The following is a 26,494-nucleotide window of genomic DNA, read 5'->3' as shown; positions in this document are numbered from 1 at the left end:
TTTAGTGATGGACCAGCATGCCGGTCAGCCAGTAGGCCTGGACCAAGGTGATCAGGCCGACGATGGTGGCGAAGAACAGGCTGTGCTTGACGGTGAAGCGGAACAGGTCGGACTCCTTGCCAACCAGGCCGGTGGCTGCGCAGGCCACGGCGATCGACTGCGGCGAGATCATCTTGCCGGTCACGCCGCCGCTGGTGTTGGCTGCTACCAGCAGGGTGTCGTTGACCCCGATCTGGTGGGCAGTGGTGGCCTGCAGCGAACCGAACAGGGCATTGGACGAGGTGTCGGAGCCTGTGAGGAACACACCCAGCCAGCCCAGGAACGGCGAGAAGAACGGGAACGCGGCGCCGGTGCCGGCCAGTACCAGGGCCATGGTCGAAGACATGCCCGAATAGTTGGTGACGAAGGCGAAGGCCAGGACCATACCGATCGACAGGATCGGCCAGCGCAGCTCCCAGAAGGTTTCCTTGAAAGTGGTAAGACCAGTTTTGAAGTTGATCTTCAATACGGCCATGGAGATCAGCGCGGACAGGAAGATCGCCGTACCGGTGGCGGAGATCGGGTCGAGCTTGAACACCGCTGGCATGGCGGTCGGCGCGGCGACGATCGGCGCGGTCTTGATCACCAGTTGGTCGAGGTGCGGGATGGCGAAGTTGAACACGAAGTTGTACATCGCGCCGCCCGGGGCGAACGCTGCTTTGAACGGTTTCAGGGTCCAGATGGTGACCAGCACGGTGAGGATCAGGAACGGCGACCAGGCCTTGAAGATTTCACCGAAGCTGTAAGGGCTTGGCTGGCTGCCGCCGCTGCTGACCACGGCGGCGCCGACGCTGCCTTTGGCTTCGGCGAACGAGCGCTTGGGCTGCCAGACCTTCAGGAACAGGGTCAGGGCGACAAGGCTGGCCAGGGCCGAGGTGATGTCCGGCAGTTCCGGGCCGATGAAGTTGGAGGTGAAGTACTGGGTGACGGCGAAACTCAGGCCGGCCACCAGGGCTGCAGGCCAGGTTTCTTTGACGCCGCGCAGGCCGTCCATCATGAACACCAGCCAGAACGGCACGAACAACGACAGCAGAGGCAGCTGGCGGCCGGTCATGGCGCCGATGTGGAAGGCGTCGATGCCCGTGACCTGGCCGGCGACGATGATCGGGATGCCCAGGGCGCCGAACGCCACGGGGGCGGTGTTGGCGATCAGGCACAGGCCGGCGGCGTACAGCGGGTTGAAGCCCAGGCCCACCAGCAGCGCGGCAGTGATTGCCACTGGTGCGCCGAAGCCGGCCGCGCCTTCGAGGAAGGCACCGAAGCAGAAACCGATCAGCAGCACCTGCAGGCGCTGGTCGTCGGTGATCGACAGTACCGAGCTGCGGATCACCTCGAACTGGCCGCTCTTGACCGTGAGTTTGTACAGGAACACCGCGGCTACGATGATCCAGGCGATTGGCCAGAGGCCGTAGAGGAAGCCATAGCCCGCGGCAGCAAGGGCCATGTCGACCGGCATCTGGAAGGCGAAGATCGCCACCAGCATCGATAATCCAAGGGTAATGCTGCCGGCGACGTGGCCTTTGAGGCGGAACACGGCGAGGGCCAGGAAGAAGAACACGATGGGTATGACCGCCGCCAGTGCGGACAGGCCAAGACTACCAAGCGGGGAATAGAGTTGTTGCCAGGTTTGCATATGGGGTAGCCCCTAATTGTTGTTGGTCAGGCACTGGCATTGGATAATTGGTAAGACCAATTTACAATGGCTGGACGCTAGGTTAAAAGCGCTGTCATGGGTGTGTCAATTTGTCCCGTGCAAAACTTTGGTCGTGTGCCGATGAGCGGGCGGCTGATGGCATGGGAAAAACGTCGGCTGGTGGGTGTCGGCGTGGCGTGGATCGGCGAGAATAGGCGCCCCCTGAACTTTGCCGGGGGTTTGTGGAGAGCATGTGATGGTTTTTGATCAGGTCCGCCAGCGGCGCCTGTCCGACGACATCGTCGATCGGTTGGAAGGGATGATTCTCGAAGGCACGCTGACCTCAGGCCAGCGGCTGCCGGCCGAGCGTGCCCTGGCCGAGCAGTTCGGTGTGTCGCGCCCCTCACTGCGCGAGGCGATCCAGAAACTGGTGGCCAAGGGGCTGTTGGTCAGTCGGCAGGGTGGCGGTAACTATGTGGCCGAATCGCTCGGTTCAACCTTCAGTGACCCATTGCTGCAACTGCTGGAGCACAGCGCCGAGGCGCAGCGCGATTTGCTGGAGTTCCGTCACACCCTGGAGGCGTCATGCGCCTACTACGCTGCCCAGCGCGCCACCGAGCCAGATCGGGCGCGCCTCAAGGCTGCATTCGACACCCTGCAGGACTGTTATGCGCGGGCTGACCAGGTCACGCGTGCAGAGGAGGGCGCGGCGGATGCGCGATTCCACCTGGCGATTGCCGAAGCCAGCCACAATGCCGTGCTGCTGCATACTATTCGCGGGTTGTTCGACCTGCTTAAGCGCAACGTGGTGACGAATATCGGGGGCATGTACCAGCAGCGTACCGAAACGCGGGACATGCTGATCAGCCAGCACCGTGAGTTGTACCAGGCGATTGTCGAGGGCAGGGCGGACGATGCGCGGGAGGTGTCCAGCCGGCACATTCTGTATGTGCAGGAGGTGCTGGAAGAGGCGCAGAACGAAGCCCAGCGCGTAGCGCGGGCAGAGCGGCGCAGCGGGCGCTGATCGGTTGTCGCTGAATGCGCGCCCTGTAGGAGCGGCCTTGCGTCGCGAAAGGGCCGCAAAGCGGCCCCAGGGATCTCGGCAGCGCCGCAGAAAGCTGGGGCTGCTACGCAGCCCTTTCGCGACACAAGGCCGCTCCTACGGCGGCCGCGCAAGGGCGGGAATTAGTCTTCCTTGCCCTTGTTCCGCACCGCACGCTGCAGCTCGCGGTTGGAATCGCGTTCGCGCACGGTGTCGCGCTTGTCGAATTCCTTCTTGCCCTTGCCAAGCGCAATCTCGCACTTGATCAGGTGCTTGCTCCAGTACAGCGCCAGGGCCACACAGGTGTAGCCCTTCTGCGCCACCGCAGCTTCCACACGCTCCAGCTCGCGCTTGTTCAGCAGCAGCTTGCGCGAGCGGATAGGGTCGGCGATGACGTGGGTGCTGGCAGTGGTCAGCGGGGTGATGTGGCTGCCGAACAGCCAGGCTTCGCCATCCTTGAGCAGCACGTAGCTGTCGGTCAGGTGCGCCTTGCCGGCCCGCAGGCTTTTTACTTCCCAACCGGACAGGACCAGCCCGGCCTCGAACTTGTGTTCGATGAAGTAATCGTGTCGCGCCTTTTTGTTTTGCGCGATGGTCCCGGTCGGATGTTTCTTTTGTTTAGCCATAGGGGCGGCATTATAGGCAAGTCACCGCGTGGTCGGCTACGGGATTTAGGTGCGCTTGAGCCACCGCAATGAATACCGGACAATACAGGCCCTGTCTTACGCACAGAACCTGTTTTTGGCACGCTGCGAAGCCCGCCACCCAGCCTTGGAAGTGACGCCTGGATGACTACCCATATTCAACGCTCCGCCCTGCTGCCGTACCCTGCCCAGGCGCTGTACGACCTGGTCAATGATGTAGCCAGCTACCCGCAGTTCCTGCCCTGGTGCTCGGCTTCGACGGTGCTCGAAGCCAGTGACACGCACATGCGCGCCAAGCTGGAGGTGGCCAAAGGGGGCATGAGCCAGCAGTTCGTGACCCGCAATGTGCTGGTGCCGGGGCAGTCCATCGAGATGAACCTGGAAGAAGGGCCGTTCACCCAGCTGCACGGCGTGTGGGTGTTCAAGGCATTGGGTGAAAAAGCCTGCAAGATCAGCCTGGACCTGTCCTTCGATTACGCCGGGCCGATTGTGCGGGCGACCTTGGGGCCGCTGTTCAATCAGGCCGCCAACACGCTGGTGGATGCGTTCTGCCAGCGTGCCAAGCAGCTCAATACGTGATGCTGCCAAGTCATCAGGCACAAAAAAGCCCGGACTGATCCGGGCTTTTTTTGCGCCTGCATTTACTGCGGCGAGGTTTCCAGCGGGGCAGGTGTCGGCACCGGTGTGGTCTCGATGGTGTCGATCTCGCGCTGGATGGATTCTTCCACCGAACCAGGTTTGGCCGGCTTCTCTTCCGGTTGCGACGCTGGCTGGCCTGGCTGGGTGGCCGGGCTGACCGTGGTATCACCGCTGCCGCCCAGGATTTCCTGGTCGCGGCTCACGCCTGGCATGAAGTCACCCGACAGGCTGACCAGTTGGTCGCTGTCGTTGAAGAAGATGCTCATGCGCTCCTGCTGGCGTTGGCCGCCACCAGGTTGCAGGCTGTACAGGTAATCCCAACGATTGGTGTTGAAAGTATCCTGGAGCAGAGGGTTGCCCATGATAAACCTTACTTGCCGGCGGGTCATTCCGGGGCGTAATTGGTCTATCATGTCTTGCGTAACGACATTGCCCTGCTGGATGTCGATTTTGTAAACCCCGGGAAACGAGCAACCGGCGAGTGCGAGCAGTCCCACGAAGGTGAGGCTGGTTAGCAAGAGCTTGGTGTTGTTTTGCATCGGTGGGCGACTTCCACTATCTTGGCTGGACAACGTAAACCCCGATCATACCCGTATTAAGAGAAGCTGCGAAGCAGCATCGGCGAGAAAGCTGACCATGGTTGAAAATAGCGAATTGCGCAAAGCCGGTCTCAAGGTGACACTGCCTCGAGTCAAGATCCTTCAGATGCTCGACTCGACCGAGCAACGTCACATGAGCGCCGAGGATGTCTACAAGGCGCTGATGGAGGCTGGCGAGGACGTCGGTCTGGCAACCGTTTATCGCGTACTCACCCAGTTCGAGGCTGCTGGGCTGGTGGTACGGCACAACTTCGATGGCGGTCACGCAGTTTTCGAGCTGGCGGACGGCGGTCACCACGACCATATGGTCAACGTGGAGACCAGTGAAGTCATCGAATTCATGGACGCCGAAATCGAGCGGCGCCAGAAAGAGATCGTGGCTGAGCATGGCTACGAGTTGGTGGACCACAATCTGGTCCTCTACGTGCGTAAGAAAAAGTAACGATTGCGGTCGTTATGAAGAGCAAAGGCGACCCTGGGGTCGCCTTTGTGCTTTCTGCGGTAGGGGTAACTGCGGGAGCCGGCTGTCGGCGATGACGCCAGTGCAGGCAGTATCACGCCTTACCGGACACCACCATCTTGCGCGCATGCGCCAGCGATTCCTTGGTCAGGTCGATCCCGCCCAGCATCCGCGCCACTTCCTCGACCCGTTCGCGCTTGCCAAGGCTGGCCACGGCAGTGTGCGTGGTGTCGCTGTTGCGCACCTTGTGCACGAACAAATGATGATGCCCCTGCGCCGCGACCTGCGGCAGGTGGGTGACGGTCAGCACCTGGCCGCGCTCACCGAGGCGGCGCAACAGCTGGCCGACGATCTCTGCCGTCGGGCCACCGATACCCACGTCAACCTCATCGAAGACCAGTGTCGGGATGCGTGAGGTTTGCGCCGTGATGACCTGGATCGCCAGGCTGATCCGTGACAGTTCGCCACCCGAGGCCACCTTGGCCAAACCTTTGAGCGGCTGCCCGGGGTTGGCGCTCACCAGCAGCTCTATCTGCTCCAGGCCATGTGGCGACAGGTCGCTGCTTTCGTTGGGTGTGAGTTCGATGCAGAACCGCCCGCCAGGCATGCCCAGGCGCTGGATCTCCTGTTCGACCGCGATGGCGAGCTGCTGGGCCGCCTGCTGGCGCAGGGCGCTCAGCTCGATCGCCCTTTCCTGATAGTGCTTGGCATAGGCCGAGAGTTCTTCGCCCAGGCGCTCGATCGATTCGTCGCTGGCATTCAGGCCTTCCAGCTCCTCCATCAACTGCTGCTGCAGGTGGGGCAGTTCGGTCGGGTGCACGCGATGTTTGCGTGCCAGGGTGTAGATGGTGTCGAGGCGCTCTTCCAGGGCTTGCAGGCGCATGGGGTCGGCGTCGAAATTGTCGAGGAAGCGGTTGAGTTCGCCTACGGCTTCTTCTATCTGGATCTGTGCGCTGGCGATGAGGTTGGCGGCTTCACCCAGCGCCTTGGGGGTGTTGGCTGCGGCGCCCAGGCGATTGAGGCTGGAGGTGAGGGCGCCTAGCACATTGCCTGAGTCGCTTTCGCTGCATTGGTCGATGACCTGGCGGCAGATGCCGAACAGGGCCTCAGCGTTGGTCAGGTTCTTGTGTTCCTGCTCCAGCTGCTCCAGTTCGTTTTCACCCAGGCCAAGGTTGTCGAGCTCTTCCAGCTGATAGCTGAGCAACTGGTGGCGTGCGCGCTGCTCATCGCCGGAGTTGGACAGGCGCTCGAGCTCCAGGCGGGTCTGGTTCCAGCGCTTTGCGGCCAACTGGACCTGGCGGGACAGGTCGATGGCGCCGGCATATTCGTCGAGCAGGCGGCGGTGGGTGTCGGTCTTGAGTAGCGACTGATGCTCATGCTGGCTGTGAATGTCGATCAGCAGTTCACCGAGCGCCTTCAGGTCACCCAGTGGGCAGGGCGTGCCGTTTATGTAGCCGCGGCTGCGGCCTTCGGCAGTGATGACACGGCGCAGGATGCAAAGGCCGTCGTTGTTCAGGTCGCGCTCGGCCAGCCAGGTGTGCGCTTCGGGGATATCCACCAGATCGAAGGTGGCCAGGATGTCCGCCTTGTCCGCGCCAGGGCGCACCACGCCGCTGTCGGCGCGATCACCAAGGGCCAGGCCGAGGGCGTCGAGCATGATCGATTTGCCTGCGCCGGTCTCGCCGGTGATGACGGACATGCCGCGGGCGAGTTCGAGATCGAGGTGTTCGACGATGGCGTAGTTGTGAATGGACAGATGCACCAGCATGGGGCGGCTCCCGAAAAGTCAGGTCTGGTTATTTATACAGTACTTTTTTCGGCCCTGCCAATGCCTGCTCGCAGTTTCCATCGTCGACCTGAAAACCGCTTTGCCCCTTGAAGCTGACTTTTCCGGCCCCATATAGCCGGCAGACACGGCGAGCTTTGCTCGTTCTACAGAGATTGCGGAGGAGAGACCCCATGGCTGACGAACAGCTGAATGAGAAAGACCTTAACGCCGAAGAGGCAGGTGCAGTGGATAACAGCGCCCGCGTTCAAGAGCTCGAGGAGCAGCTGGCCGCCGCCAAGGATCAGTCCCTGCGTGCCGTTGCCGACCTGCAGAACGTGCGTCGCCGCGCCGAGCAGGATGTCGAGAAGGCGCACAAGTTCGCACTGGAAAAGTTTGCCGGCGACCTGTTGCCGGTGATCGACAGCTTGGAGCTGGCTCTGGCGCACTCCAGCGCTGAAGATGAGCAGGTCAAGAAGATCCGTGAAGGCGTCGAACTGACCCTCAAGATGTTCCAGGACACCCTCAAGCGTTACAACCTCGAAGCCATCGACCCGCACGGCCAGCCGTTCAATGCCGAGCACCATCAGGCCATGGCCATGCAGGAAAGCGCCGAGGTAGAGCCCAACAGCGTGCTGAACGTGTTCCAGAAGGGCTACCTGCTCAACGGCCGCCTGCTGCGCCCTGCCATGGTGGTGGTCAGCAAGGCGCCGAGCGCGCCGCAGCCTTCGATCGATGAAAAGGCTTGAAATCTGACGGGCCATCCCCATCTAGGTGTCAAGCCTTCAAGTATTACCGCAGTTGGCCAAAGTAGTCGCTGCTACCAAATTCAAGTTTCGGGAGAGTAAACATGGGCAAAATCATCGGTATCGACCTGGGGACCACCAACTCGTGCGTCTCCATTCTGGAAAACGGTAACGTCAAGGTCATCGAAAACGCCGAAGGTGCGCGTACCACCCCTTCGATCGTGGCCTACGCCAATGATGGCGAAATCCTGGTTGGCCAGTCGGCCAAGCGCCAGGCCGTCACCAACCCGCACAACACCCTGTTCGCAGTGAAGCGCCTCATCGGCCGCCGCTTCGAAGAAGATGTCGTGCAGAAAGACATCAAGCTGGTGCCGTACAAGATCGTCAAGGCTAACAACGGTGACGCCTGGGTCGAGGCTGCCGGCAAGGAAATGGCGCCGCCGCAGATCAGCGCCGAAGTTCTGAAAAAGATGAAGAAGACCGCCGAAGACTACCTCGGCGAGCCAGTCACCGAAGCGGTCATCACCGTTCCGGCCTACTTCAACGACAGCCAGCGTCAGGCCACCAAAGACGCCGGTCGCATCGCGGGTCTGGACGTAAAGCGCATCATCAACGAACCGACCGCTGCTGCGCTGGCCTATGGCATGGACAAGGCCAAGGGCGACCACACTGTCATCGTTTATGACCTGGGTGGCGGTACCTTCGACGTATCGGTCATCGAAATCGCCGAAGTTGACGGTGAGCACCAGTTCGAAGTGCTGGCCACCAACGGCGACACCTTCCTGGGTGGCGAAGACTTCGACATGCGCCTGATCGACTACCTCGTCGACGAGTTCAAGAAAGAGTCGGGCATGGACCTGAAGAACGACCCTCTGGCCCTGCAGCGTCTGAAAGAAGCCGCGGAAAAGGCCAAGATCGAACTGTCCTCCGCTCAGTCGACCGACGTCAACCTGCCGTACATCACTGCAGATGCGACCGGTCCGAAGCACCTGAACGTGAAGATCTCCCGCGCCAAGCTGGAGTCGCTGGTGGAAGACCTGGTCAACCGTACCATCGAGCCTTGCCGCATCGCCCTGAAAGACGCAGGCATCGACGCCAGCAAGATCGACGACGTGATCCTGGTCGGTGGCCAGACCCGTATGCCGCTGGTTCAGAAGGCCGTTGCCGATTTCTTCGGCAAGGAAGCCCGCAAGGACGTCAACCCGGACGAAGCAGTTGCCATGGGCGCTGCCATCCAGGGTGCCGTACTGGCCGGTGACGTGAAAGACGTACTGCTGCTGGACGTCAGCCCGCTGACCCTGGGTATCGAAACCATGGGCGGCGTGATGACCCCGCTGATCGAGAAGAACACCACCATTCCGACCAAGAAGTCGCAGGTGTTCTCGACTGCCGACGACAACCAGGGCGCAGTGACCATTCACGTGCTGCAGGGTGAGCGCAAGCAGGCTTCGCAGAACAAGTCGCTGGGCAAGTTCGACCTGGCTGACATCCCGCCAGCACCGCGTGGTGTTCCGCAGATCGAAGTGACCTTCGACATTGACGCCAACGGCATCCTGCACGTCGGCGCCAAAGACAAGGCCACCGGCAAGACCCAGTCGATCGTGATCAAGGCCAACTCCGGTCTGTCCGACGAAGAGATCGAAAAAATGGTGCGTGACGCCGAGGCCAATGCCGAGGAAGACCGCAAGTTCGAAGAGCTGGCCGCTGCCCGCAACCAGGGTGACGCGCTGGTTCACTCGACCCGCAAGATGGTCGCTGACGCCGGTGACAAGGTCACTGCCGAAGAGAAGACTGCCATCGAAGCGGCCGTGGTTGCCCTGGAAGCTGCTGTGAAAGGCGACGACAAGGCTGCCATCGATGCCAAGGTCGAAGAGCTGTCCAAGGTCTCCGCGCCGGTAGCCCAGAAGATGTACGCCGAGCAGTCGGCCGAACAGCCTCAGGGCGGCGCTCAGCAGGCCGAGCCGGAAGCCAAGCACGATGACGTGGTTGACGCCGAGTTCGAAGAAGTGAAAGGCGACGACAAGAAGTAATCGTTGCATGTTGTCGGCCAGCCCACCGCCGTTTGGCGGTGAGCTGGTAGGATGTCGCCGCGCGGGGGCTTGCTCCCGCGTTGGCGTATCTGGAATTCGAGAATTTTTACAGCATTTGTCTGGGCCGCATCGGGTCTTCAGGCGGGTGCTGACGGCGCGGCGCGGATGCCGAACGCCCAACAAGGTGCAAATGACCTATGTCCAAGCGTGATTATTATGAGGTCCTGGGTGTCGAGCGCGGCGCCAGTGAAGCAGACCTGAAAAAGGCTTATCGCCGCCTGGCGATGAAGTACCACCCGGACCGTAACCCGGGTGACAAAGAGTCCGAAGACAAGTTCAAGGAGGCCAACGAGGCCTACGAAGTACTGTCTGACGCGAGCAAGCGGGCGGCGTTCGACCAGTATGGTCACGCCGGCGTCGACCCGAGCATGGGTGGCGGCGGTGCAGGCTTCGGTGGCGCCAACTTCTCCGACATCTTTGGCGATGTGTTCAGTGACTTCTTCGGTGGTGGTCGTGGCGGTGGTCGTGGTGGTGCTTCGCGCGGCAGCGACCTGCGCTACACCCTGGAGCTGAACCTGGAAGAAGCCGTGCGCGGCACCACGGTCAGCATTCGGGTGCCGACCCTGGTCAACTGCCAGCCTTGTGACGGCAGCGGCGCGAAGAAGGGTTCGACCCCGTCGACCTGCCCGACGTGCGGCGGTATCGGCCAGGTGCGCATGCAGCAGGGCTTCTTCTCGGTGCAGCAGACCTGCCCGCGCTGCCATGGCCAGGGCAAGATCATCACCGACCCTTGCGGTTCGTGCCACGGTGAAGGCCGTGTCGAGGAATACAAGACCCTGTCGGTCAAGGTGCCGGCCGGCGTCGACACTGGCGACCGCATCCGCCTGTCCGGCGAAGGCGAGGCAGGCACCCATGGTGGCCCGACCGGCGACCTTTACGTGGTGATCAACGTGCGTGAGCACGAGATTTTCCAGCGTGACGGCAAGCACCTGTATTGCGAAGTGCCTATCAGCTATACCGATGCCGCTCTGGGTGGCGAGCTGGAAGTGCCGACCCTCGATGGTCGTGTGAAGCTGAAGATCCCGGAAGGCACGCAGACCGGCAAGCAGTTCCGCCTGCGTGGCAAGGGTGTGGCACCGGTGCGTGGTGGTGGTGCGGGTGACCTGCTGTGCCGCGTTGCGGTCGAGACCCCGGTCAACCTCAGCCGTCGCCAGCGTGAACTGCTCGAAGAGCTGCGCGACTCGCTCGAAGGCGACAGCTCCCACTCGCCCAAGGCCAATGGCTGGTTCGATGGCGTGAAGCGCTTCTTCGGCGATCTCTGACAAGGAACAGGCTATGCGACGTATTGCAGTGATGGGCGCGGCTGGGCGGATGGGCAAGACCCTGATCGAAGCCGTGCAGCAAACCCCGGGTGCCGGGCTGACGGCGGCGATCGACCGCCCGGACAGCTCGCTGGTCGGTGCGGATGCCGGTGAGTTGGCGGCGCTCGGTCGGATCGGTGTGCTGTTGTCGGATGACCTGGCCAAGGTTGCCGACGAATTCGACGTGCTGATCGACTTCACTCACCCTTCGGTGACCCTGAAGAACCTGGCGTTCTGCCGCAAGCATGGCAAGGCGATGATCATCGGCACCACCGGTTTCACCAGCGAGGAGAAGCAGCTGCTGGCCGAGGCAGGCAAGGATATCCCGATCGTCTTCGCCGCCAACTTCAGCGTAGGCGTCAACCTCAGCCTGAAGTTGCTGGACATGGCGGCGCGTGTGCTGGGCGATGATGTCGACATCGAGATCATCGAGGCGCACCACCGCCACAAGGTCGACGCGCCGTCAGGCACTGCGCTGCGCATGGGTGAGGTGGTTGCCAATGCCCTGGGCCGTGATCTGCAGGAAGTGGCGGTGTATGGTCGTGAGGGCCAGACGGGCGCGCGTGATCGCCAGACCATCGGCTTTGCCACCGTGCGTGCCGGCGATGTGGTCGGTGACCACACCGTGCTGTTCGCCGCTGAAGGTGAGCGCCTGGAAATCACCCACAAGGCTTCCAGCCGCATGACCTTCGCCAAGGGTGCGGTGCGTGCCGCGCTGTGGCTGGATGGGCGCGAGGCGGGCTTGTACGACATGCAGGATGTGCTAGAGCTGCGTTAAGCCGTTCCCTCGGGGTACATGTGATCCCTGGTAGGAGCGGCCTTGTGTCGCGAAAGGACTGCTCAGCAGTCCCAGCTTTCTGCGGCGCTGCCGAGATCCCTGGGGCCGCTGCGCGACCCTTTCGCGACACAAGGCCGCTCCTACGCGTGTTCATTGCCCAAGAAGGTCAGCCTGTCGCAATCATGTGTTTTAGAGGCACATTTGCGGTAGACCAAAAAAGCACTTTTCTGTAAGCTACAGCTTTAGTGTGTCCACTAAAAGCGCGCAGCGAATTGAATTCAGCACATAGAAGCGGGGTGACGTGTCCATACGTCACTCCGCTTTTTTGCAACCTGCGATCGCCCTTTCATGCTTGATTTACGGGAGGTCTTCTTGACAAAGCCAGCCATACTCGCCCTTGCCGACGGCAGTATTTTTCGCGGTGAAGCCATCGGAGCCGACGGTCAGACCGTTGGTGAGGTGGTGTTCAACACCGCTATGACCGGCTACCAGGAAATCCTTACAGACCCTTCCTACGCGCAGCAAATCGTTACTCTGACCTACCCGCACATTGGCAACACCGGCACCACCCCGGAAGACGCCGAGTCGAACCGTGTCTGGTCCGCCGGCCTGGTCATCCGTGACCTGCCGCTGCTGGCCAGCAACTGGCGTAACACCCAGTCGCTGCCTGACTACCTCAAGGCCAACAATGTCGTTGCCATCGCCGGCATCGACACCCGTCGCCTGACCCGTATCCTGCGTGAAAAGGGCGCTCAGAACGGCTGCATCCTCGCCGGTGACAACATCAGCGAAGAAGCCGCCATCGCCGCTGCCCGCGCCTTCCCTGGCCTCAAGGGCATGGACCTGGCCAAGGTCGTTTCCACCAAGGAGCGTTACGAGTGGCGCTCCAGTGTGTGGGAGCTGAAAACCGACAGCCACCCGACCCTGGAAGCTTCCGAGCTGCCGTACCACGTTGTTGCCTTCGACTACGGCGTCAAGCTGAACATCCTGCGCATGCTGGTCGCCCGTGGCTGCCGCGTGACCGTGGTGCCTGCCCAGACCCCGGCCAGCGAAGTGCTCGCGCTCAACCCCGATGGTGTGTTCCTGTCCAACGGCCCTGGTGATCCGGAGCCATGCGACTACGCGATCCAGGCGATCAAAGAGATCCTCGACACCGATATTCCGGTGTTCGGCATCTGCCTGGGCCACCAGCTGCTGGCGCTGGCCTCTGGCGCCAAGACCGTGAAAATGGGCCACGGCCACCATGGTGCCAACCACCCGGTCCAGGACCTGGACACCGGTGTGGTCATGATCACCAGCCAGAACCACGGTTTCGCCGTAGACGAAGCCACCCTGCCGGGTAACGTCCGCGCCATCCACAAGTCGCTGTTCGACGGCACCCTGCAGGGTATCGAGCGTACCGACAAGAGCGCGTTCAGCTTCCAGGGCCACCCTGAAGCGAGCCCGGGCCCGACCGACGTCGCGCCACTGTTCGATCGTTTCACCGATGCCATGGCCAAGCGCCGCTGAGCATCCTGCTTCAAGGCCCCGGGCCGGCACATGCCGCGCCCGGAAGCGCCTGACCCAGATTGTTCAAAGCGGCTTGCCGACTGACCCCGGATTTGAGTGACCACCATGCCAAAACGTACAGACATCAAAAGCATCCTGATTCTCGGCGCTGGCCCGATCGTGATCGGCCAGGCCTGTGAATTCGACTACTCCGGCGCCCAGGCCTGTAAAGCCCTGCGTGAGGAAGGTTTCCGCGTCATCCTGGTGAACTCCAACCCAGCCACCATCATGACCGACCCGGCCATGGCCGACGCCACCTACATCGAGCCGATCAAGTGGCAGTCAGTGGCCAAGATCATCGAAAAAGAGCGCCCGGACGCCGTTTTGCCGACCATGGGTGGCCAGACCGCACTGAACTGCGCCCTGGACCTGGAGCGCCACGGCGTTCTGGAGAAGTTCGGCGTAGAGATGATCGGTGCCAACGCCGACACCATCGACAAGGCCGAAGACCGCTCGCGCTTCGACAAGGCCATGAAGGACATCGGCCTGGAGTGCCCGCGCTCCGGTATCGCCCACAGCATGGAAGAGGCCAATGCGGTCCTTGAGAAGCTTGGCTTCCCATGCATCATCCGCCCGTCGTTCACCATGGGTGGCACAGGTGGTGGTATCGCTTACAACCGTGAAGAGTTCGAAGAAATCTGCACCCGTGGTCTGGACCTGTCGCCGACCAAAGAGCTGCTGATCGACGAATCGCTGATCGGCTGGAAAGAGTACGAGATGGAAGTGGTCCGCGACAAAAAGGACAACTGCATCATCGTCTGCTCGATCGAAAACTTCGACCCGATGGGCGTGCACACCGGTGACTCGATCACCGTTGCTCCAGCGCAGACCCTGACCGACAAGGAATACCAGATCATGCGCAACGCCTCGCTGGCGGTGCTGCGTGAAATTGGCGTTGAAACCGGCGGTTCCAACGTGCAGTTCGGTATCTGCCCGAACACCGGCCGCATGGTCGTGATCGAGATGAACCCGCGTGTTTCGCGTTCCTCGGCGCTGGCTTCCAAGGCAACTGGCTTCCCGATCGCCAAGATCGCCGCCAAGCTGGCCATTGGTTACACCCTTGACGAACTGCAGAACGACATCACTGGCGGCCGTACTCCGGCGTCCTTCGAGCCGTCGATCGACTACGTCGTCACCAAGCTGCCACGCTTCGCCTTCGAGAAATTCCCGAAAGCCGACGCCCGCCTGACCACCCAGATGAAGTCCGTGGGTGAAGTCATGGCCATCGGCCGTACCTTCCAGGAATCCCTGCAGAAAGCCCTGCGCGGCCTGGAAGTCGGTGCTTGCGGTCTTGACCCTAAAGTCGACCTGGCCAGCCCGGAAGCCGCCGGCATCCTCAAGCGCGAGCTGACCGTGCCGGGTGCCGAGCGCATCTGGTACGTGGCTGACGCCATGCGTTCGGGTATGACCTGCGAAGAGATCTTCGCCCTGACCGGCATCGACATGTGGTTCCTGGTGCAGATGGAAGACCTGATCAAGGAAGAAGAGAAGGTCAAGACCCTGGCCCTGTCGGCGATCGACAAGGACTATATGCTGCGCCTCAAGCGCAAGGGCTTCTCGGACCAGCGTCTGGCCAAGCTGCTCGGCATCACCGACAAGAACCTGCGCCGTCACCGCCACAAGCTGGAAGTGTTCCCGGTGTACAAGCGCGTCGACACCTGCGCTGCCGAGTTCGCCACCGACACCGCCTACCTGTACTCCACCTACGAGGAAGAGTGCGAGGCCAACCCGTCGACCCGCGACAAGATCATGATCCTGGGTGGCGGCCCTAACCGTATCGGTCAAGGCATCGAGTTCGACTATTGCTGCGTACACGCGGCACTGGCACTGCGTGAAGACGGTTACGAGACCATCATGGTCAACTGCAACCCGGAAACCGTCTCCACCGACTACGACACCTCCGACCGCCTGTACTTCGAGCCGTTGACCCTGGAAGACGTGCTGGAAGTCTGCCGCGTCGAGAAGCCCAAGGGCGTCATCGTCCACTACGGCGGCCAGACCCCGCTGAAACTGGCTCGCGCCCTGGAAGAGGCCGGCGTACCGATCATCGGTACCAGCCCGGACGCCATCGACCGTGCCGAAGACCGTGAGCGCTTCCAGCAGATGGTTCAGCGCCTGAACCTGCTGCAGCCGCCAAACGCTACCGTGCGCAGCGAAGAAGAAGCCATCCGTGCCGCGGGCGGTATCGGTTACCCGCTGGTGGTGCGCCCTTCCTACGTACTGGGCGGCCGTGCGATGGAGATCGTCTACGAACTGGACGAGCTCAAGCGCTACCTGCGTGAAGCCGTGCAAGTGTCCAACGACAGCCCGGTACTGCTGGACCACTTCCTCAACTGCGCCATCGAGATGGACGTGGATGCGGTCTGCGACGGCACCGACGTGGTGATCGGCGCGATCATGCAGCACATCGAGCAGGCCGGCGTTCACTCCGGTGACTCGGCGTGCTCGCTGCCGCCGTACTCGCTGAGCAAGGACGTGCAGGACCAGGTTCGCGATCAGGTGCGCAAGATGGCCCTGGAGCTGGGCGTGGTTGGCCTGATGAACGTGCAGCTGGCCTTGCAGGGCGACAAGATCTACGTGATTGAAGTCAACCCGCGCGCCTCGCGTACCGTGCCGTTCGTGTCTAAGTGCATCGGCACTTCCCTGGCGATGATCGCTGCCCGCGTCATGGCTGGCAAAACCCTGAAAGAGCTGGGCTTCACCCAGGAAATCATCCCGAACTTCTACAGCGTCAAGGAAGCCGTCTTCCCGTTCGCCAAGTTCCCGGGGGTTGACCCGATCCTCGGCCCTGAGATGAAATCGACCGGTGAAGTCATGGGTGTCGGTGACAGCTTCGGTGAAGCGTTCGCCAAGGCTCAGATGGGTGCCAGCGAAGTGCTGCCAACGGGCGGTACCGCGTTCATCAGCGTACGTGACGACGACAAGCCGCAAGTGGCTGGCGTTGCCCGTGACCTGATCGCCCTGGGCTTCGAAGTGGTCGCTACTGCAGGTACCGCCAAGGTCATCGAGGCGGCCGGCCTGAAAGTGCGCCGCGTGAACAAGGTGACCGAAGGCCGTCCGCACGTGGTCGACATGATCAAGAACGACGAAGTGTCGTTGATCATCAACACCACCGAAGGCCGTCAGTCGATTGCCGATTCCTATTCGATTCGTCGCAATGCGTTGCAGCACAAGATCTACTGCACCACGACCATTGCGGCTGGTGAAGCCATCTGCGAAGCGCTGAAATTCGGCCCTGAAAAGACCGTTCGTCGCTTGCAGGATCTGCATGCAGGACTTAAAGCATGAGCATTACCAAGTATCCGATGACCGTCCAGGGCGCTCGCGCCCTGGAAGAGGAGCACCTGTTCCTGAGCAAGACCGAGCGCCCGCGCCTGAGCCAGGCCATTGGCGAAGCACGCGAACTGGGCGACCTCAAGGAAAATGCCGAATACCATGCCGCCCGTGAGGAGCAGGGTATGGTCGAGGCGCGTATCCGCGACATCGAAGGCCGTCTGCAGAACTCGGTAGTGATCGACGTGACCACTATCCCTCACACCGGCAAAGTGATTTTCGGCACCACTGTGGTGCTGGCCAACACTGAAACCGATGAAGAGGTGAGCTACCAGATCGTTGGTGAGGATGAAGCCGACGTGAAGCAAGGCAAGCTCTCGAGCGGCGCACCGATCGCCCGTGCCATCATCGGCAAGGAAGAAGGTGATACTGTCGTCGTCAAGACGCCAAGCGGCTCGGTCGAGTACGAGATTGTCGAAGTCAAGCACATCTGACCGGCGCCTGCGGGCGCCATCCCTTGAGGGGATCCTCTGGCAACTGGCCCAGGTTTTCTGGGTCGGTGGCCTTTGGGTGTTCCATGTTGGGCTGGTGCCTGCGCTCAAGGTCAGTGGCCTGGCACCTTTGCTGGTACAGGATATCGCCGGGCAGATTGACCGTTGGTTGATTGGCGTGGCGTTGCTCGGGCTGCTGACGCAGCTGGCAGTACTGGCGAGGGTCGATGGCCTGGCGGCCTGGTGGCGGCAATTTCGTGGCCAGATGCTGTTGCTGGGCTTTGCGGCCTGCGTGGGGTATTACACCTTGCGCTATGGCATCTCGGTCGGCGAGCGCTGGCAGATGTTCTGTTTTCTGGTTCTGGGTTTTTCCGGCATCGTGCTGGTGGCTCAACCGGTACCGGTCAGGGCGCGCCAAGCGCGCCACTGATCGGCGCCACCGTTACTTGTAGCGGTGGATGTTGGACAGCTGTTTGTTCGGCTGTGGGTTCTTGCGGTAGATCAGCGCTTTCTTGCCGATGGTCTGCACCAGCTCGGCGCGGCCGGCCTTGCACAGCTCTGCGATGGTCTCGGCGCGCTCTTCGCGATCTTCCGAGCGAATTTCGACCTTGATCAGCTCGTGGTCGACCAGTGCGCGCTCCAGTTCGGCGATCACGCCTTCATTCAAACCGTTGCCAGCAACGATCAGGACCGGTTTCAGGTCATGACCAATGGATTTGTATTGCTTCTTCTGCTCGTTATTGAGCGGCATAATCTGACCCTTTCCGTCTGATTCTGTAAAATTGACGGGCATTTTACCCGAGGGCCTGTGGCTCCGCCCAGTCAAACACGACGCATATCATCGAGGTGCCCCGTGGTACAACGTTCCAAAAGCAGCGCTAACTGGCTGCGAGAGCATTTTAACGACCCTTTTGTTAAGCAGGCGCAGAAGGATGGCTACCGCTCGCGTGCGAGCTACAAACTGCTTGAGATCCAGGAGAAAGACCGCCTGATCCGCCCAGGCATGAGCGTGATCGACCTGGGCGCGGCGCCGGGTGGCTGGTCGCAGGTGACCAGTCGTCTGATTGGTGGCCAGGGCCGTCTGATCGCTTCGGACATTCTGGAAATGGACTCGATCCCGGACGTTACCTTCATCCAGGGCGACTTCACCCAGGATGAGGTCCTGCAGCAGATCCTCGATGCGGTCGGTGATTCGCACGTAGACCTTGTGATTTCCGACATGGCCCCCAATATGAGTGGTACGCCTGAGGTGGACATGCCGCGCGCCATGTTCCTCTGTGAGTTGGCCCTGGACCTGGCAACCCGTGTGCTCAAGCCCGGCGGTGATTTTCTGATCAAGATTTTCCAGGGCGAAGGCTTTGACATGTACCTGAAGGATGTGCGCACCAAGTTCGACAAGGTGCAGATGCGCAAGCCGTCCTCTTCGCGGGATCGCTCGCGTGAACAGTACCTGTTGGGTAAGGGTTTCAAGGGCGCTTGAATGGCGTGCTGCGGGGTGATCGATAGTTATTTCCAATCGGCCGCCCCGTCTGGATTGTCCGAACTTCGTGTAGTCTAGATTTCACAAAGGGTTACAGACGGTGCCTGCGGTTGCGTAGGTAATGTAGTAAGTTAGGGCGATGAATATCATGCGAGGCACGGCTGCGTCGTGCGCCGGCCTCAGAGGGTAGCGAATTGAACGACATGGCAAAGAATCTGATCCTGTGGTTGATCATCGCAGCTGTCCTGGTGACAGTGATGAACAACTTCTCCAGCCCTAACGAGCCGCAGACCCTCAACTACTCCGACTTCATCCAGCAGGTCAAGGATGGCAAGGTCGAGCGTGTGACCGTCGACGGCTACATCATTACCGGCAAGCGCGCCGACGGCGACAGCTTCAAGACCGTTCGCCCGGCCATTACCGATAACGGCCTGATCGGCGACCTGGTCGACAATAACGTGGTCGTCGAAGGCAAGCAGCCCGAGCAGCAGAGCATCTGGACTCAGCTGCTGGTGGCGAGCTTCCCGATCCTGGTGATCATTGCCGTGTTCATGTTCTTCATGCGCCAGATGCAGGGCGGCGCAGGCGGCAAGGGCGGGCCGATGAGTTTCGGCAAGAGCAAGGCGCGCCTGTTGTCCGAAGACCAGGTCAAGACCACTTTGGCTGACGTTGCAGGTTGCGACGAGGCCAAGGAAGAAGTCGGCGAGCTGGTCGAGTTCCTGCGCGACCCGGGCAAGTTCCAGCGCCTGGGCGGCCGCATCCCGCGTGGCGTATTGATGGTCGGCCCACCGGGTACCGGTAAGACCTTGCTGGCCAAGGCCATTGCCGGCGAAGCCAAGGTGCCTTTCTTCACCATTTCCGGTTCGGACTTCGTCGAGATGTTCGTCGGTGTGGGTGCCAGCCGTGTGCGCGACATGTTCGAGCAGGCCAAAAAGCACGCCCCATGCATTATCTTCATCGACGAGATCGACGCCGTTGGTCGCCACCGTGGCGCCGGCATGGGCGGTGGTCACGACGAGCGTGAGCAGACCCTCAACCAGTTGCTGGTCGAGATGGACGGCTTTGAAATGAACGATGGCATCATCGTCATCGCCGCCACCAACCGTCCGGACGTACTGGACCCGGCCCTGCTGCGTCCTGGCCGCTTCGACCGCCAGGTGGTGGTCGGCCTGCCAGACATCCGTGGTCGTGAGCAGATCCTCAAGGTTCACATGCGCAAGGTTCCGATCGGCGAGAACGTCAACCCGGCAGTCATTGCCCGTGGTACTCCAGGCTTCTCCGGTGCTGACCTTGCCAACCTGGTCAACGAAGCTTCGCTGTTCGCTGCGCGCTCCAACAAGCGCCTGGTCGAGATGAAAGAGTTCGAACTGGCCAAAGACAAGATCATGATGGGCGCCGAGCGCAAGACCATGGTCATGTCCGAGAAGGAAAAACAGAACACCGCCTACCACGAGGCCGGTCACGCCATCGTTGGTCGCCTGGTGCCTGAGCATGACCCGGTTTACAAGGTCTCGATCATCCCGCGCGGTCGCGCCCTGGGTGTGACCATGTTCCTGCCCGAGGAAGACCGTTACAGCCTGTCCAAGCGTGCGCTGATCAGCCAGATCTGCTCGCTGTACGGTGGCCGTATCGCCGAGGAAATGACCTTGGGCTTCGACGGTGTTACCACCGGTGCCTCGAACGACATCATGCGTGCCAGCCAGATTGCCCGGAACATGGTCACCAAGTGGGGCCTGTCCGAGAAGCTCGGCCCGCTGATGTATGCCGAAGAAGAGGGCGAGGTTTTCCTCGGCCGCAGCGCCGGCAGCCAGCACGCCAGTGTTTCTGGCGAAACGGCCAAGCTGATCGACTCGGAAGTGCGCAGCATCATCGACCAGTGCTACGCCACTGCCAAGCAGCTGCTGACCGACAACCGCGACAAGCTCGATGCCATGGCCGAAGCGCTGATGAAGTACGAGACCATCGACGCCGACCAGATCGACGACATCATGTCCGGTCGTACGCCTCGCGAACCGCGTGACTGGGATGACGACAAGACTTCGGGCACGCCTGCTGCCCAGAATGATCGCCCTGAATCGCCGATCGGCGGCCCAGCGGCTCAACACTAAGGGCATCTATGAGCTCTAAGCTGTACCCGACCCGGTTGCCTTGCGGCAACCGGGTTCTTGATTTGTCCCGTACCCATGTCATGGGTATCCTCAATATCACCCCCGATTCCTTCTCTGATGGCGGGCGCTTCAGTCAGCGCGACGAGGCCCTACGTCATGCAGAAGCCATGGTTGCGGCGGGCGCGACGCTGATCGACATCGGCGGCGAATCGACGCGCCCCGGCGCCCGTGCGGTCTCGGTGACCGAGGAGCTCGAGCGTGTGGCGCCGATGGTCGAGGCAATCAACAGTCGCCTTGATGTGGTCATTTCGGTCGATACCTCAACGCCTGCCGTCATGCGTGAGTCGGCTCGCCTCGGTGCTGGCCTGATCAACGACGTGCGTGCGCTGGAGCGTGATGGCGCCCTCGATGCCGCTGCAGATACCGGGCTGCCGGTGTGCCTGATGCACATGCGCGGCGAGCCGGGGAACATGCAGGACGACCCGCATTACGAGGATGTGACCGCCGATGTAACGCGCTATCTTGAACAGCGGATGGCTTCTTGCGCAGCAGCGGGTATCGGTGCCGAACGCATCATCCTCGACCCGGGTTTCGGGTTCGCCAAGACACTGGCGCATAACCTGAGCCTGTTCAAGCATATGGAAGCACTTTACAGTCTCGGGCGCCCGTTGTTGGTGGGTGTTTCACGCAAGAGCATGATCGGCCTGACGCTGGATCGTCCGGTTGGTGAGCGGCTGTACGGCAGCCTGGCGCTGGCGGCCTTGGCCATGACCAAGGGTGCCAGCATTCTGCGCGTCCATGATGTGGCCGAGACCGCCGATGTGGTGCGCATGATTGCTGCGGTACAGAACGCCGAATAAGAACATTGGAGTCCCTATGAGCAGAAAATACTTTGGTACCGACGGCATCCGTGGCCGCGTCGGCGAATACCCGATCACCCCTGACTTCATGCTGAAGCTGGGCTGGGCGGCGGGCATGGCCTTCCGCAAGCAGGGTAACTGCCGCGTGTTGGTGGGCAAGGACACGCGCATTTCCGGTTACATGTTCGAGTCCGCGCTCGAGGCGGGCCTTTCTGCTGCAGGTGCTGACGTCTTGCTGCTCGGGCCGATGCCTACCCCGGCCATCGCCTACCTGACCCGTACCTTCCATGCTGAAGCGGGTATCGTCATCAGTGCTTCGCACAACCCGCACGATGACAACGGTATCAAGTTCTTCTCAGGCCAGGGCACCAAGCTGCCCGACGAAATCGAGCTGATGATCGAGGAGCTTCTTGACCAGCCGATGACGGTGGTCGGCTCGAGCAAGCTGGGCAAGGTCTCGCGTATCAACGATGCCGCTGGCCGCTACATTGAGTTTTGCAAGAGCAGTGTGCCGTCCAGCACCGGCTTCGAAGGGCTCAAGCTGGTGGTCGACTGCGCCCATGGCGCCACCTACAAAGTCGCGCCGAGCGTGTTCCGCGAGCTGGGTGCCGAAGTGACGGTGCTGCATGCGCAGCCTGACGGCCTGAACATCAACGAAAGCTGCGGCTCGACCCACATCGAGTCGCTGCAGGCGGCAGTGCTGGTCGGTCACGCCGACTTGGGCATTGCCTTCGACGGTGATGGTGACCGGGTGTTGATGGTCGATCATACCGGCGCGATCGTCGATGGCGACGAGCTGCTGTTCATCATCGCCCGGGACCTGCACGAGCGGGGCAAGCTGCAGGGCGGGGTGGTCGGTACGCTGATGAGTAACCTGGGCCTGGAGCTTGCACTCAAGGACCTGGACATTCCTTTCGTGCGGGCCAAGGTTGGCGACCGTTACGTCATGGCCGAGCTGCTGGAGCGCGGCTGGCTGGTGGGGGGTGAAAACTCCGGGCATGTCGTGTGCTGCAACCACACCACCACCGGTGATGCGATCATTGCCGCACTGCAGGTACTGCTGGCGCTCAAGCGCCGCGGCGAGACCCTGGCGCAGGCTCGCCAGGCCTTGCGCAAGTGCCCGCAGGTGTTGATCAATGTTCGCTTCGGGGCCAGCAAGGTCGACCCCCTGGAACATCCGGCTGTCAAGGAGGCCAGTGCCAAGGTTACCGAGGACATGGCAGGGCGTGGGCGTGTGCTGTTGCGCAAGTCGGGCACCGAGCCGTTGGTGCGGGTGATGGTTGAAGGTGACGATGAAAGCCAGGTGCGCACGCATGCCGAAGCCCTGGCCAAACTGGTCGCTGAAGTTTGTGTCTGAATTGGGCTTGCCAGCGCAGATCTGGTTGGGTAAGATCTGCGCCCACTTTGACCGACGAGGTAAAGCATGCGTCGCCCCATGGTAGCTGGTAACTGGAAGATGCACGGTACCCGCGCCAGCGTCGCTGAGCTGACTCAGGGCTTGGGCAATATGCTCATTCCCGAAGGTATCGAAGTCGCGGTTTTTCCTCCGGCCCTGTTCATCAATGAAGTCATTGATGGCCTGAAAGGCAAAGGAATCATCGTTGGAGCACAGAATTCTGCAGTACAGCCCGAACAGGGTGCGCTGACTGGTGAAGTTGCACCGAGTCAGTTGGCTGAAGTGGGTTGCAAGTTGGTGTTGATTGGTCACTCCGAACGTCGCCAGGTTATCGGTGAAAGTGAAGAAGTGCTTAATCGCAAGTTTGCAGCTGCTCAGAAAAGTGGTTTGACGCCGGTGCTCTGCATAGGGGAAACTCTACAAGAGCGCGAAGCAGGCAAGACGCTTGAAGTTGTAGGGCGTCAACTAAGCAGTGTTATCGACGCGTTCGGTATTGCCGCTTTTGCCAATGCAGTAATTGCCTATGAGCCTGTATGGGCCATCGGTACAGGTTTGACGGCCTCGCCGCAGCAAGCTCAGGATGTGCATGCAGCCATCCGTAAGCAGTTGGCAGCGAAGGACGCCGAAGTTGCGCAAAATGTGCAGCTTCTCTACGGCGGTAGCGTGAAGGCGGCCAATGCGGCCGAACTGTTCGGCATGCCGGATATTGATGGGGGGCTCATTGGTGGAGCATCCCTGAACGCAGACGAATTCGGTGCAATTTGTCGCGCCGCAGGAAACTGAACAAATGCTGGAAACAGTCATCGTTGTTTTTCATCTGTTGGCAGCGCTGTCGCTTGTAGTGCTGGTGCTGTTGCAACAGGGTAAGGGTGCGGAAGCAGGTGCATCTTTCGGCGCAGGTGCTTCAAATACTGTGTTCGGAAGCCAAGGTTCTGCTACCTTCCTGAGTAAATTCACTGCTATACTTGCTGCCACTTTCTTTTTGACAGCACTTGGGTTAGGATACTTCGCCAAGCAACAAGCTCACCAGCTTGGTCAGGCGGGACTTCCGGATCCAGCGGTGTTGGAAGTAAAGCAGCCAAAGCCGGCAGTAAATGATGATGTACCGGTGCTCCAGGAGCAGAAGAGCGAAACCACCCCAGCGGGTGACGTACCTCCTCCAGCCGAAGAGCAGAAGTAACGGGTTTCAAGAAGTAATATTGCCGAGGTGGTGGAATTGGTAGACACGCAACCTTGAGGTGGTTGTGCCCATAGGGTGTAGGGGTTCGAGTCCCCTTCTCGGTACCAATTAAAGCTTGAGAGCCCGCTTTAGCGGGCTTTCTTGCAGGTGGAGGTTAGATTGACCCAGCGACGGGTTCAGTCTTATACTTTCGCCCCAGCTTTGTCGCGGGGTGGAGCAGCTTGGTAGCTCGTCGGGCTCATAACCCGAAGGTCGTTGGTTCAAATCCAGCCCCCGCAACCAGCTTCAGCGGAGCCCCTTTTCAGGGGCTTTTTGCTAGCCGAACAGTTTACGGCGTCGTTGTCCAACGGCGCTTTCAGGGATGGGCGCTTCGCCCATTTTTTATTTGCACAGCATGCACGAGGGGGTTCAGGTGTCGAGCAAGCTAGAACAGTTGCAGGCCTTGTTGGCCCCGGTGGTCGAGGGTCTGGGCTATCAATGCTGGGGGATCGAGTACGTTTCCCAGGGTAAGCATTCGGTATTGCGCATCTATATCGACAAGGAAGGCGGCATTCTGGTGGAAGACTGTGAAGCGGTCAGCCGTCAGGCCAGCGCCATTCTTGATGTGGAAGATCCGATCAGCAGTGAATATACCCTTGAGGTGTCCTCTCCAGGCATGGATCGCCCGCTGTTCACGCTGGAACAGTTTGCCTCGCATGCCGGCGAACAAGTGAAGATCAAGCTGCGTACGCCCTTCGAGGGTCGTCGTAACTTCCAGGGCCTTCTCCGCGGTGTGGAGGAGCAGGATGTGGTGGTCCAGGTGGACAGTCATGAGTTCCTGTTGCCGATCGACTCGATCGACAAGGCCAATATTATTCCCAGTTTTGACTGAGACGTGCCGGGCCCGGCGGACTATCCGGGCCCAATGGCTTGCGCAAGGCGAGGCGTACGATGAGCAAAGAAGTACTGCTGGTTGTTGAATCGGTATCCAACGAAAAAGGTGTACCGCCCGGCGTCATTTTCGAAGCGCTGGAAGTGGCCTTGGCTACTGCAACCAAAAAACGTTTTGAAGACGAAGTCGACCTGCGTGTGGAAATCAACCGCCACACCGGTAGCTACGAGACCTTCCGTCGCTGGACCGTGGTCGACGAAGCCGATCTGGACGATCCGGCAATCGAGACCTGGCTGGCCAAGATCCACGAGACTCACCCTGAAGCCAAGGTGGGTGACGTGATCGAGGAGAAGATCGAGTCCATCGAATTCGGTCGTATCGCCGCCCAGACCGCCAAGCAGGTCATCGTGCAGAAGGTCCGTGAGGCCGAGCGCGCCCAGGTGGTCGATGCCTACCGCGAACGCGTTGGCGAGATCATCTCCGGTACTGTCAAGAAGGTTACCCGCGACAACGTCATCGTCGACCTGGGCAACAACGCCGAGGCGCTGCTGGCTCGCGAAGACATCATTCCACGTGAGACCTTCCGGGTTGGCGTGCGCTTGCGTGCGCTGCTCAAGGAAATCCGCACCGAGAACCGCGGTCCGCAGCTGATCCTGTCGCGCACCGCGCCACAGATGCTGATCGAACTGTTCCGCATCGAAGTGCCGGAAATCGCAGAAGGCCTCATTGAAGTCATGGCCGCTTCCCGTGATCCGGGATCGCGTGCCAAGATCGCCGTCCGCTCCAAGGACAAGCGCATCGACCCGCAGGGTGCCTGTATCGGCATGCGCGGTTCGCGCGTCCAGGCCGTATCCGGCGAGCTGGGTGGCGAGCGTGTGGATATCGTCCTGTGGGACGAGAACCCGGCGCAATTTGTCATCAACGCCATGTCGCCGGCTGAAGTCGCGGCGATCATCGTTGACGAAGATGCCCATGCCATGGACATCGCCGTTGCCGAGGACAACCTGGCCCAGGCCATTGGCCGTGGTGGTCAGAACGTTCGCCTGGCCAGTCAGTTGACCGGCTGGACCCTGAACGTGATGACCGAGAAGGACATCCAGGCCAAACAGCAGGCGGAAACCGGTGACATCCTGCGCAACTTCATCGAGGAACTGGAAGTCGACGAGGAGCTGGCCCAAGTGCTGGTCGACGAAGGCTTTACCAGCCTTGAAGAAATTGCCTACGTACCGTTGGAAGAAATGCTCAACATCGATGGCTTTGACGAGGATATCGTCAATGAGCTCCGCGCTCGAGCCAAGGACCGTTTGTTGACCAAGGCCATCGCTACCGAAGAAAAACTGGCAGACGCCCATCCGGCCGAAGACCTGCTCTCCCTTGAGGGCATGGACAAGGACCTGGCGGCGGAACTGGCGGTGCGCGGCGTGGTTAACCGCGAAGACCTGGCCGAGCAGTCGATTGACGACCTGCTCGACATCGACGGCATCGACCAAGAGCGTGCCGGCAAGTTGATCATGGCCGCCCGAGCCCACTGGTTCGAGTAATTAGGCGCGG

At 60.9% G+C, this 26,494-nt stretch carries 24 protein-coding genes and 2 tRNA genes; 21 read left to right on the top strand and 5 right to left on the bottom strand.

What is annotated here, in order from left to right; all coding sequences use genetic code 11:
• Position 1: 1 nt before the first annotated feature.
• Positions 2-1,672 (bottom strand): lactate permease LctP family transporter, encoded by a 1,671-nt coding sequence (locus ACMGGN_RS18710; protein WP_046788144.1) that lies wholly within the window; start codon positions 1,670-1,672, stop codon positions 2-4.
• Positions 1,673-1,928: 256 nt separating this feature from the next.
• Between ACMGGN_RS18710 and ACMGGN_RS18705 the strand changes: the two genes are divergently transcribed.
• The gene (locus ACMGGN_RS18705; RefSeq protein ID WP_012312632.1) at positions 1,929-2,696 is read left to right on the top strand and encodes an FCD domain-containing protein; all 768 of its coding nucleotides are present in this window, start codon (positions 1,929-1,931) and stop codon (positions 2,694-2,696) included.
• Positions 2,697-2,857: 161 nt separating this feature from the next.
• Here the strand turns inward: ACMGGN_RS18705 and smpB are convergent, their stop codons facing one another.
• Positions 2,858-3,340 carry an SsrA-binding protein SmpB gene (gene smpB / locus ACMGGN_RS18700; protein ID WP_012312633.1) on the bottom strand — a complete coding sequence of 161 codons (483 nt, stop codon included), beginning with the start codon at positions 3,338-3,340 and terminating at the stop codon, positions 2,858-2,860.
• A gap of 162 nt (positions 3,341-3,502) precedes the next feature.
• Here smpB and ACMGGN_RS18695 point away from each other — a divergent pair, with 162 nt between their 5' ends.
• Positions 3,503-3,937, top strand: a complete 435-nt coding sequence (locus ACMGGN_RS18695) for a type II toxin-antitoxin system RatA family toxin (protein WP_012312635.1) — start codon at positions 3,503-3,505, stop codon at positions 3,935-3,937.
• Between the two features lie 62 nt (positions 3,938-3,999).
• Here ACMGGN_RS18695 and ACMGGN_RS18690 read toward each other — a convergent pair whose 3' ends face one another.
• Positions 4,000-4,536, bottom strand: a complete 537-nt coding sequence (locus tag ACMGGN_RS18690; RefSeq protein ID WP_046788146.1) for an outer membrane protein assembly factor BamE — start codon at positions 4,534-4,536, stop codon at positions 4,000-4,002.
• A 97-nt stretch (positions 4,537-4,633) separates the two neighbouring features.
• Between ACMGGN_RS18690 and fur the strand changes: the two genes are divergently transcribed.
• Entirely contained in the window at positions 4,634-5,038 is a 405-nt protein-coding gene (fur, locus tag ACMGGN_RS18685; protein ID WP_008096237.1) for a ferric iron uptake transcriptional regulator, read from the top strand.
• Positions 5,039-5,150: 112 nt separating this feature from the next.
• Here the strand turns inward: fur and recN are convergent, their stop codons facing one another.
• Complete coding sequence (recN, locus tag ACMGGN_RS18680; protein ID WP_115273541.1) at positions 5,151-6,824, bottom strand: DNA repair protein RecN; 1,674 nt, start codon at positions 6,822-6,824, stop codon at positions 5,151-5,153.
• A 191-nt stretch (positions 6,825-7,015) separates the two neighbouring features.
• On the opposite strand from recN, the gene grpE reads away from it, so the two are divergent.
• The 8 genes from grpE to ACMGGN_RS18640 all read left to right on the top strand — a co-directional run bounded on the left by grpE (position 7,016) and on the right by ACMGGN_RS18640 (position 17,478).
• Positions 7,016-7,570, top strand: coding sequence for a nucleotide exchange factor GrpE (gene grpE / locus ACMGGN_RS18675; protein WP_115273542.1), 555 nt, complete (start codon positions 7,016-7,018; stop codon positions 7,568-7,570).
• A gap of 101 nt (positions 7,571-7,671) precedes the next feature.
• Entirely contained in the window at positions 7,672-9,597 is a 1,926-nt protein-coding gene (dnaK, locus tag ACMGGN_RS18670) for a molecular chaperone DnaK (protein ID WP_046788149.1), read from the top strand.
• 197 nt (positions 9,598-9,794) lie between these two features.
• The gene (gene dnaJ / locus ACMGGN_RS18665; RefSeq protein WP_039602362.1) at positions 9,795-10,919 is read left to right on the top strand and encodes a molecular chaperone DnaJ; all 1,125 of its coding nucleotides are present in this window, start codon (positions 9,795-9,797) and stop codon (positions 10,917-10,919) included.
• 13 nt (positions 10,920-10,932) lie between these two features.
• Positions 10,933-11,736 carry a 4-hydroxy-tetrahydrodipicolinate reductase gene (dapB, locus tag ACMGGN_RS18660; protein WP_046788150.1) on the top strand — a complete coding sequence of 268 codons (804 nt, stop codon included), beginning with the start codon at positions 10,933-10,935 and terminating at the stop codon, positions 11,734-11,736.
• A 372-nt stretch (positions 11,737-12,108) separates the two neighbouring features.
• Positions 12,109-13,245, top strand: a complete 1,137-nt coding sequence (gene carA, locus ACMGGN_RS18655; RefSeq protein WP_039602472.1) for a glutamine-hydrolyzing carbamoyl-phosphate synthase small subunit — start codon at positions 12,109-12,111, stop codon at positions 13,243-13,245.
• Positions 13,246-13,350: 105 nt separating this feature from the next.
• Positions 13,351-16,572 (top strand): carbamoyl-phosphate synthase large subunit, encoded by a 3,222-nt coding sequence (gene carB / locus ACMGGN_RS18650; RefSeq protein ID WP_012312643.1) that lies wholly within the window; start codon positions 13,351-13,353, stop codon positions 16,570-16,572.
• Complete coding sequence (gene greA / locus ACMGGN_RS18645) at positions 16,569-17,051, top strand: transcription elongation factor GreA (protein ID WP_012312644.1); 483 nt, start codon at positions 16,569-16,571, stop codon at positions 17,049-17,051. Before carB ends, greA begins: the two co-directional genes overlap by 4 nt.
• Positions 17,029-17,478 (top strand): hypothetical protein, encoded by a 450-nt coding sequence (locus ACMGGN_RS18640; RefSeq protein ID WP_012312645.1) that lies wholly within the window; start codon positions 17,029-17,031, stop codon positions 17,476-17,478. The genes greA and ACMGGN_RS18640 overlap by 23 nt, the downstream gene beginning before the upstream one ends.
• Positions 17,479-17,490: 12 nt before the next feature.
• Here ACMGGN_RS18640 and yhbY read toward each other — a convergent pair whose 3' ends face one another.
• Positions 17,491-17,799 carry a ribosome assembly RNA-binding protein YhbY gene (gene yhbY, locus ACMGGN_RS18635; RefSeq protein WP_003249945.1) on the bottom strand — a complete coding sequence of 103 codons (309 nt, stop codon included), beginning with the start codon at positions 17,797-17,799 and terminating at the stop codon, positions 17,491-17,493.
• Between the two features lie 102 nt (positions 17,800-17,901).
• On the opposite strand from yhbY, the gene rlmE reads away from it, so the two are divergent.
• From rlmE to nusA, 10 genes are all read left to right on the top strand, one after another.
• The gene (gene rlmE, locus ACMGGN_RS18630; protein ID WP_012312646.1) at positions 17,902-18,528 is read left to right on the top strand and encodes a 23S rRNA (uridine(2552)-2'-O)-methyltransferase RlmE; all 627 of its coding nucleotides are present in this window, start codon (positions 17,902-17,904) and stop codon (positions 18,526-18,528) included.
• Positions 18,529-18,731: 203 nt separating this feature from the next.
• On the top strand, positions 18,732-20,636 hold the full coding sequence (gene ftsH / locus ACMGGN_RS18625; RefSeq protein ID WP_012312647.1) for an ATP-dependent zinc metalloprotease FtsH: 1,905 nt from the start codon (positions 18,732-18,734) through the stop codon (positions 20,634-20,636).
• An 8-nt stretch (positions 20,637-20,644) separates the two neighbouring features.
• Complete coding sequence (gene folP, locus ACMGGN_RS18620) at positions 20,645-21,496, top strand: dihydropteroate synthase (RefSeq protein ID WP_323613352.1); 852 nt, start codon at positions 20,645-20,647, stop codon at positions 21,494-21,496.
• 16 nt (positions 21,497-21,512) lie between these two features.
• Entirely contained in the window at positions 21,513-22,853 is a 1,341-nt protein-coding gene (glmM, locus tag ACMGGN_RS18615; RefSeq protein WP_046788152.1) for a phosphoglucosamine mutase, read from the top strand.
• Positions 22,854-22,919: 66 nt separating this feature from the next.
• Positions 22,920-23,675, top strand: a complete 756-nt coding sequence (gene tpiA, locus ACMGGN_RS18610) for a triose-phosphate isomerase (RefSeq protein WP_039603947.1) — start codon at positions 22,920-22,922, stop codon at positions 23,673-23,675.
• A gap of 4 nt (positions 23,676-23,679) precedes the next feature.
• A complete protein-coding gene (secG, locus tag ACMGGN_RS18605) occupies positions 23,680-24,072 on the top strand; it encodes a preprotein translocase subunit SecG (protein WP_012312651.1) in 393 nt (130 codons plus the stop codon).
• Positions 24,073-24,093: 21 nt separating this feature from the next.
• Positions 24,094-24,179 (top strand) — tRNA-Leu (locus ACMGGN_RS18600).
• Between the two features lie 98 nt (positions 24,180-24,277).
• Positions 24,278-24,354, top strand: a tRNA-Met gene (locus ACMGGN_RS18595).
• A 130-nt stretch (positions 24,355-24,484) separates the two neighbouring features.
• Complete coding sequence (gene rimP, locus ACMGGN_RS18590; protein WP_042111874.1) at positions 24,485-24,943, top strand: ribosome maturation factor RimP; 459 nt, start codon at positions 24,485-24,487, stop codon at positions 24,941-24,943.
• Between the two features lie 59 nt (positions 24,944-25,002).
• A complete protein-coding gene (gene nusA / locus ACMGGN_RS18585) occupies positions 25,003-26,484 on the top strand; it encodes a transcription termination factor NusA (protein WP_046788153.1) in 1,482 nt (493 codons plus the stop codon).
• The last annotated feature ends 10 nt before the right edge of the window (positions 26,485-26,494 follow it).

This window comes from Pseudomonas sp. BNK-30 (assembly GCF_047456185.1).
Taxonomy (GTDB): Bacteria; Pseudomonadota; Gammaproteobacteria; order Pseudomonadales; family Pseudomonadaceae; genus Aquipseudomonas; species Aquipseudomonas putida_E.
This window is presented reverse-complemented; position numbering and strand designations above follow the sequence as displayed.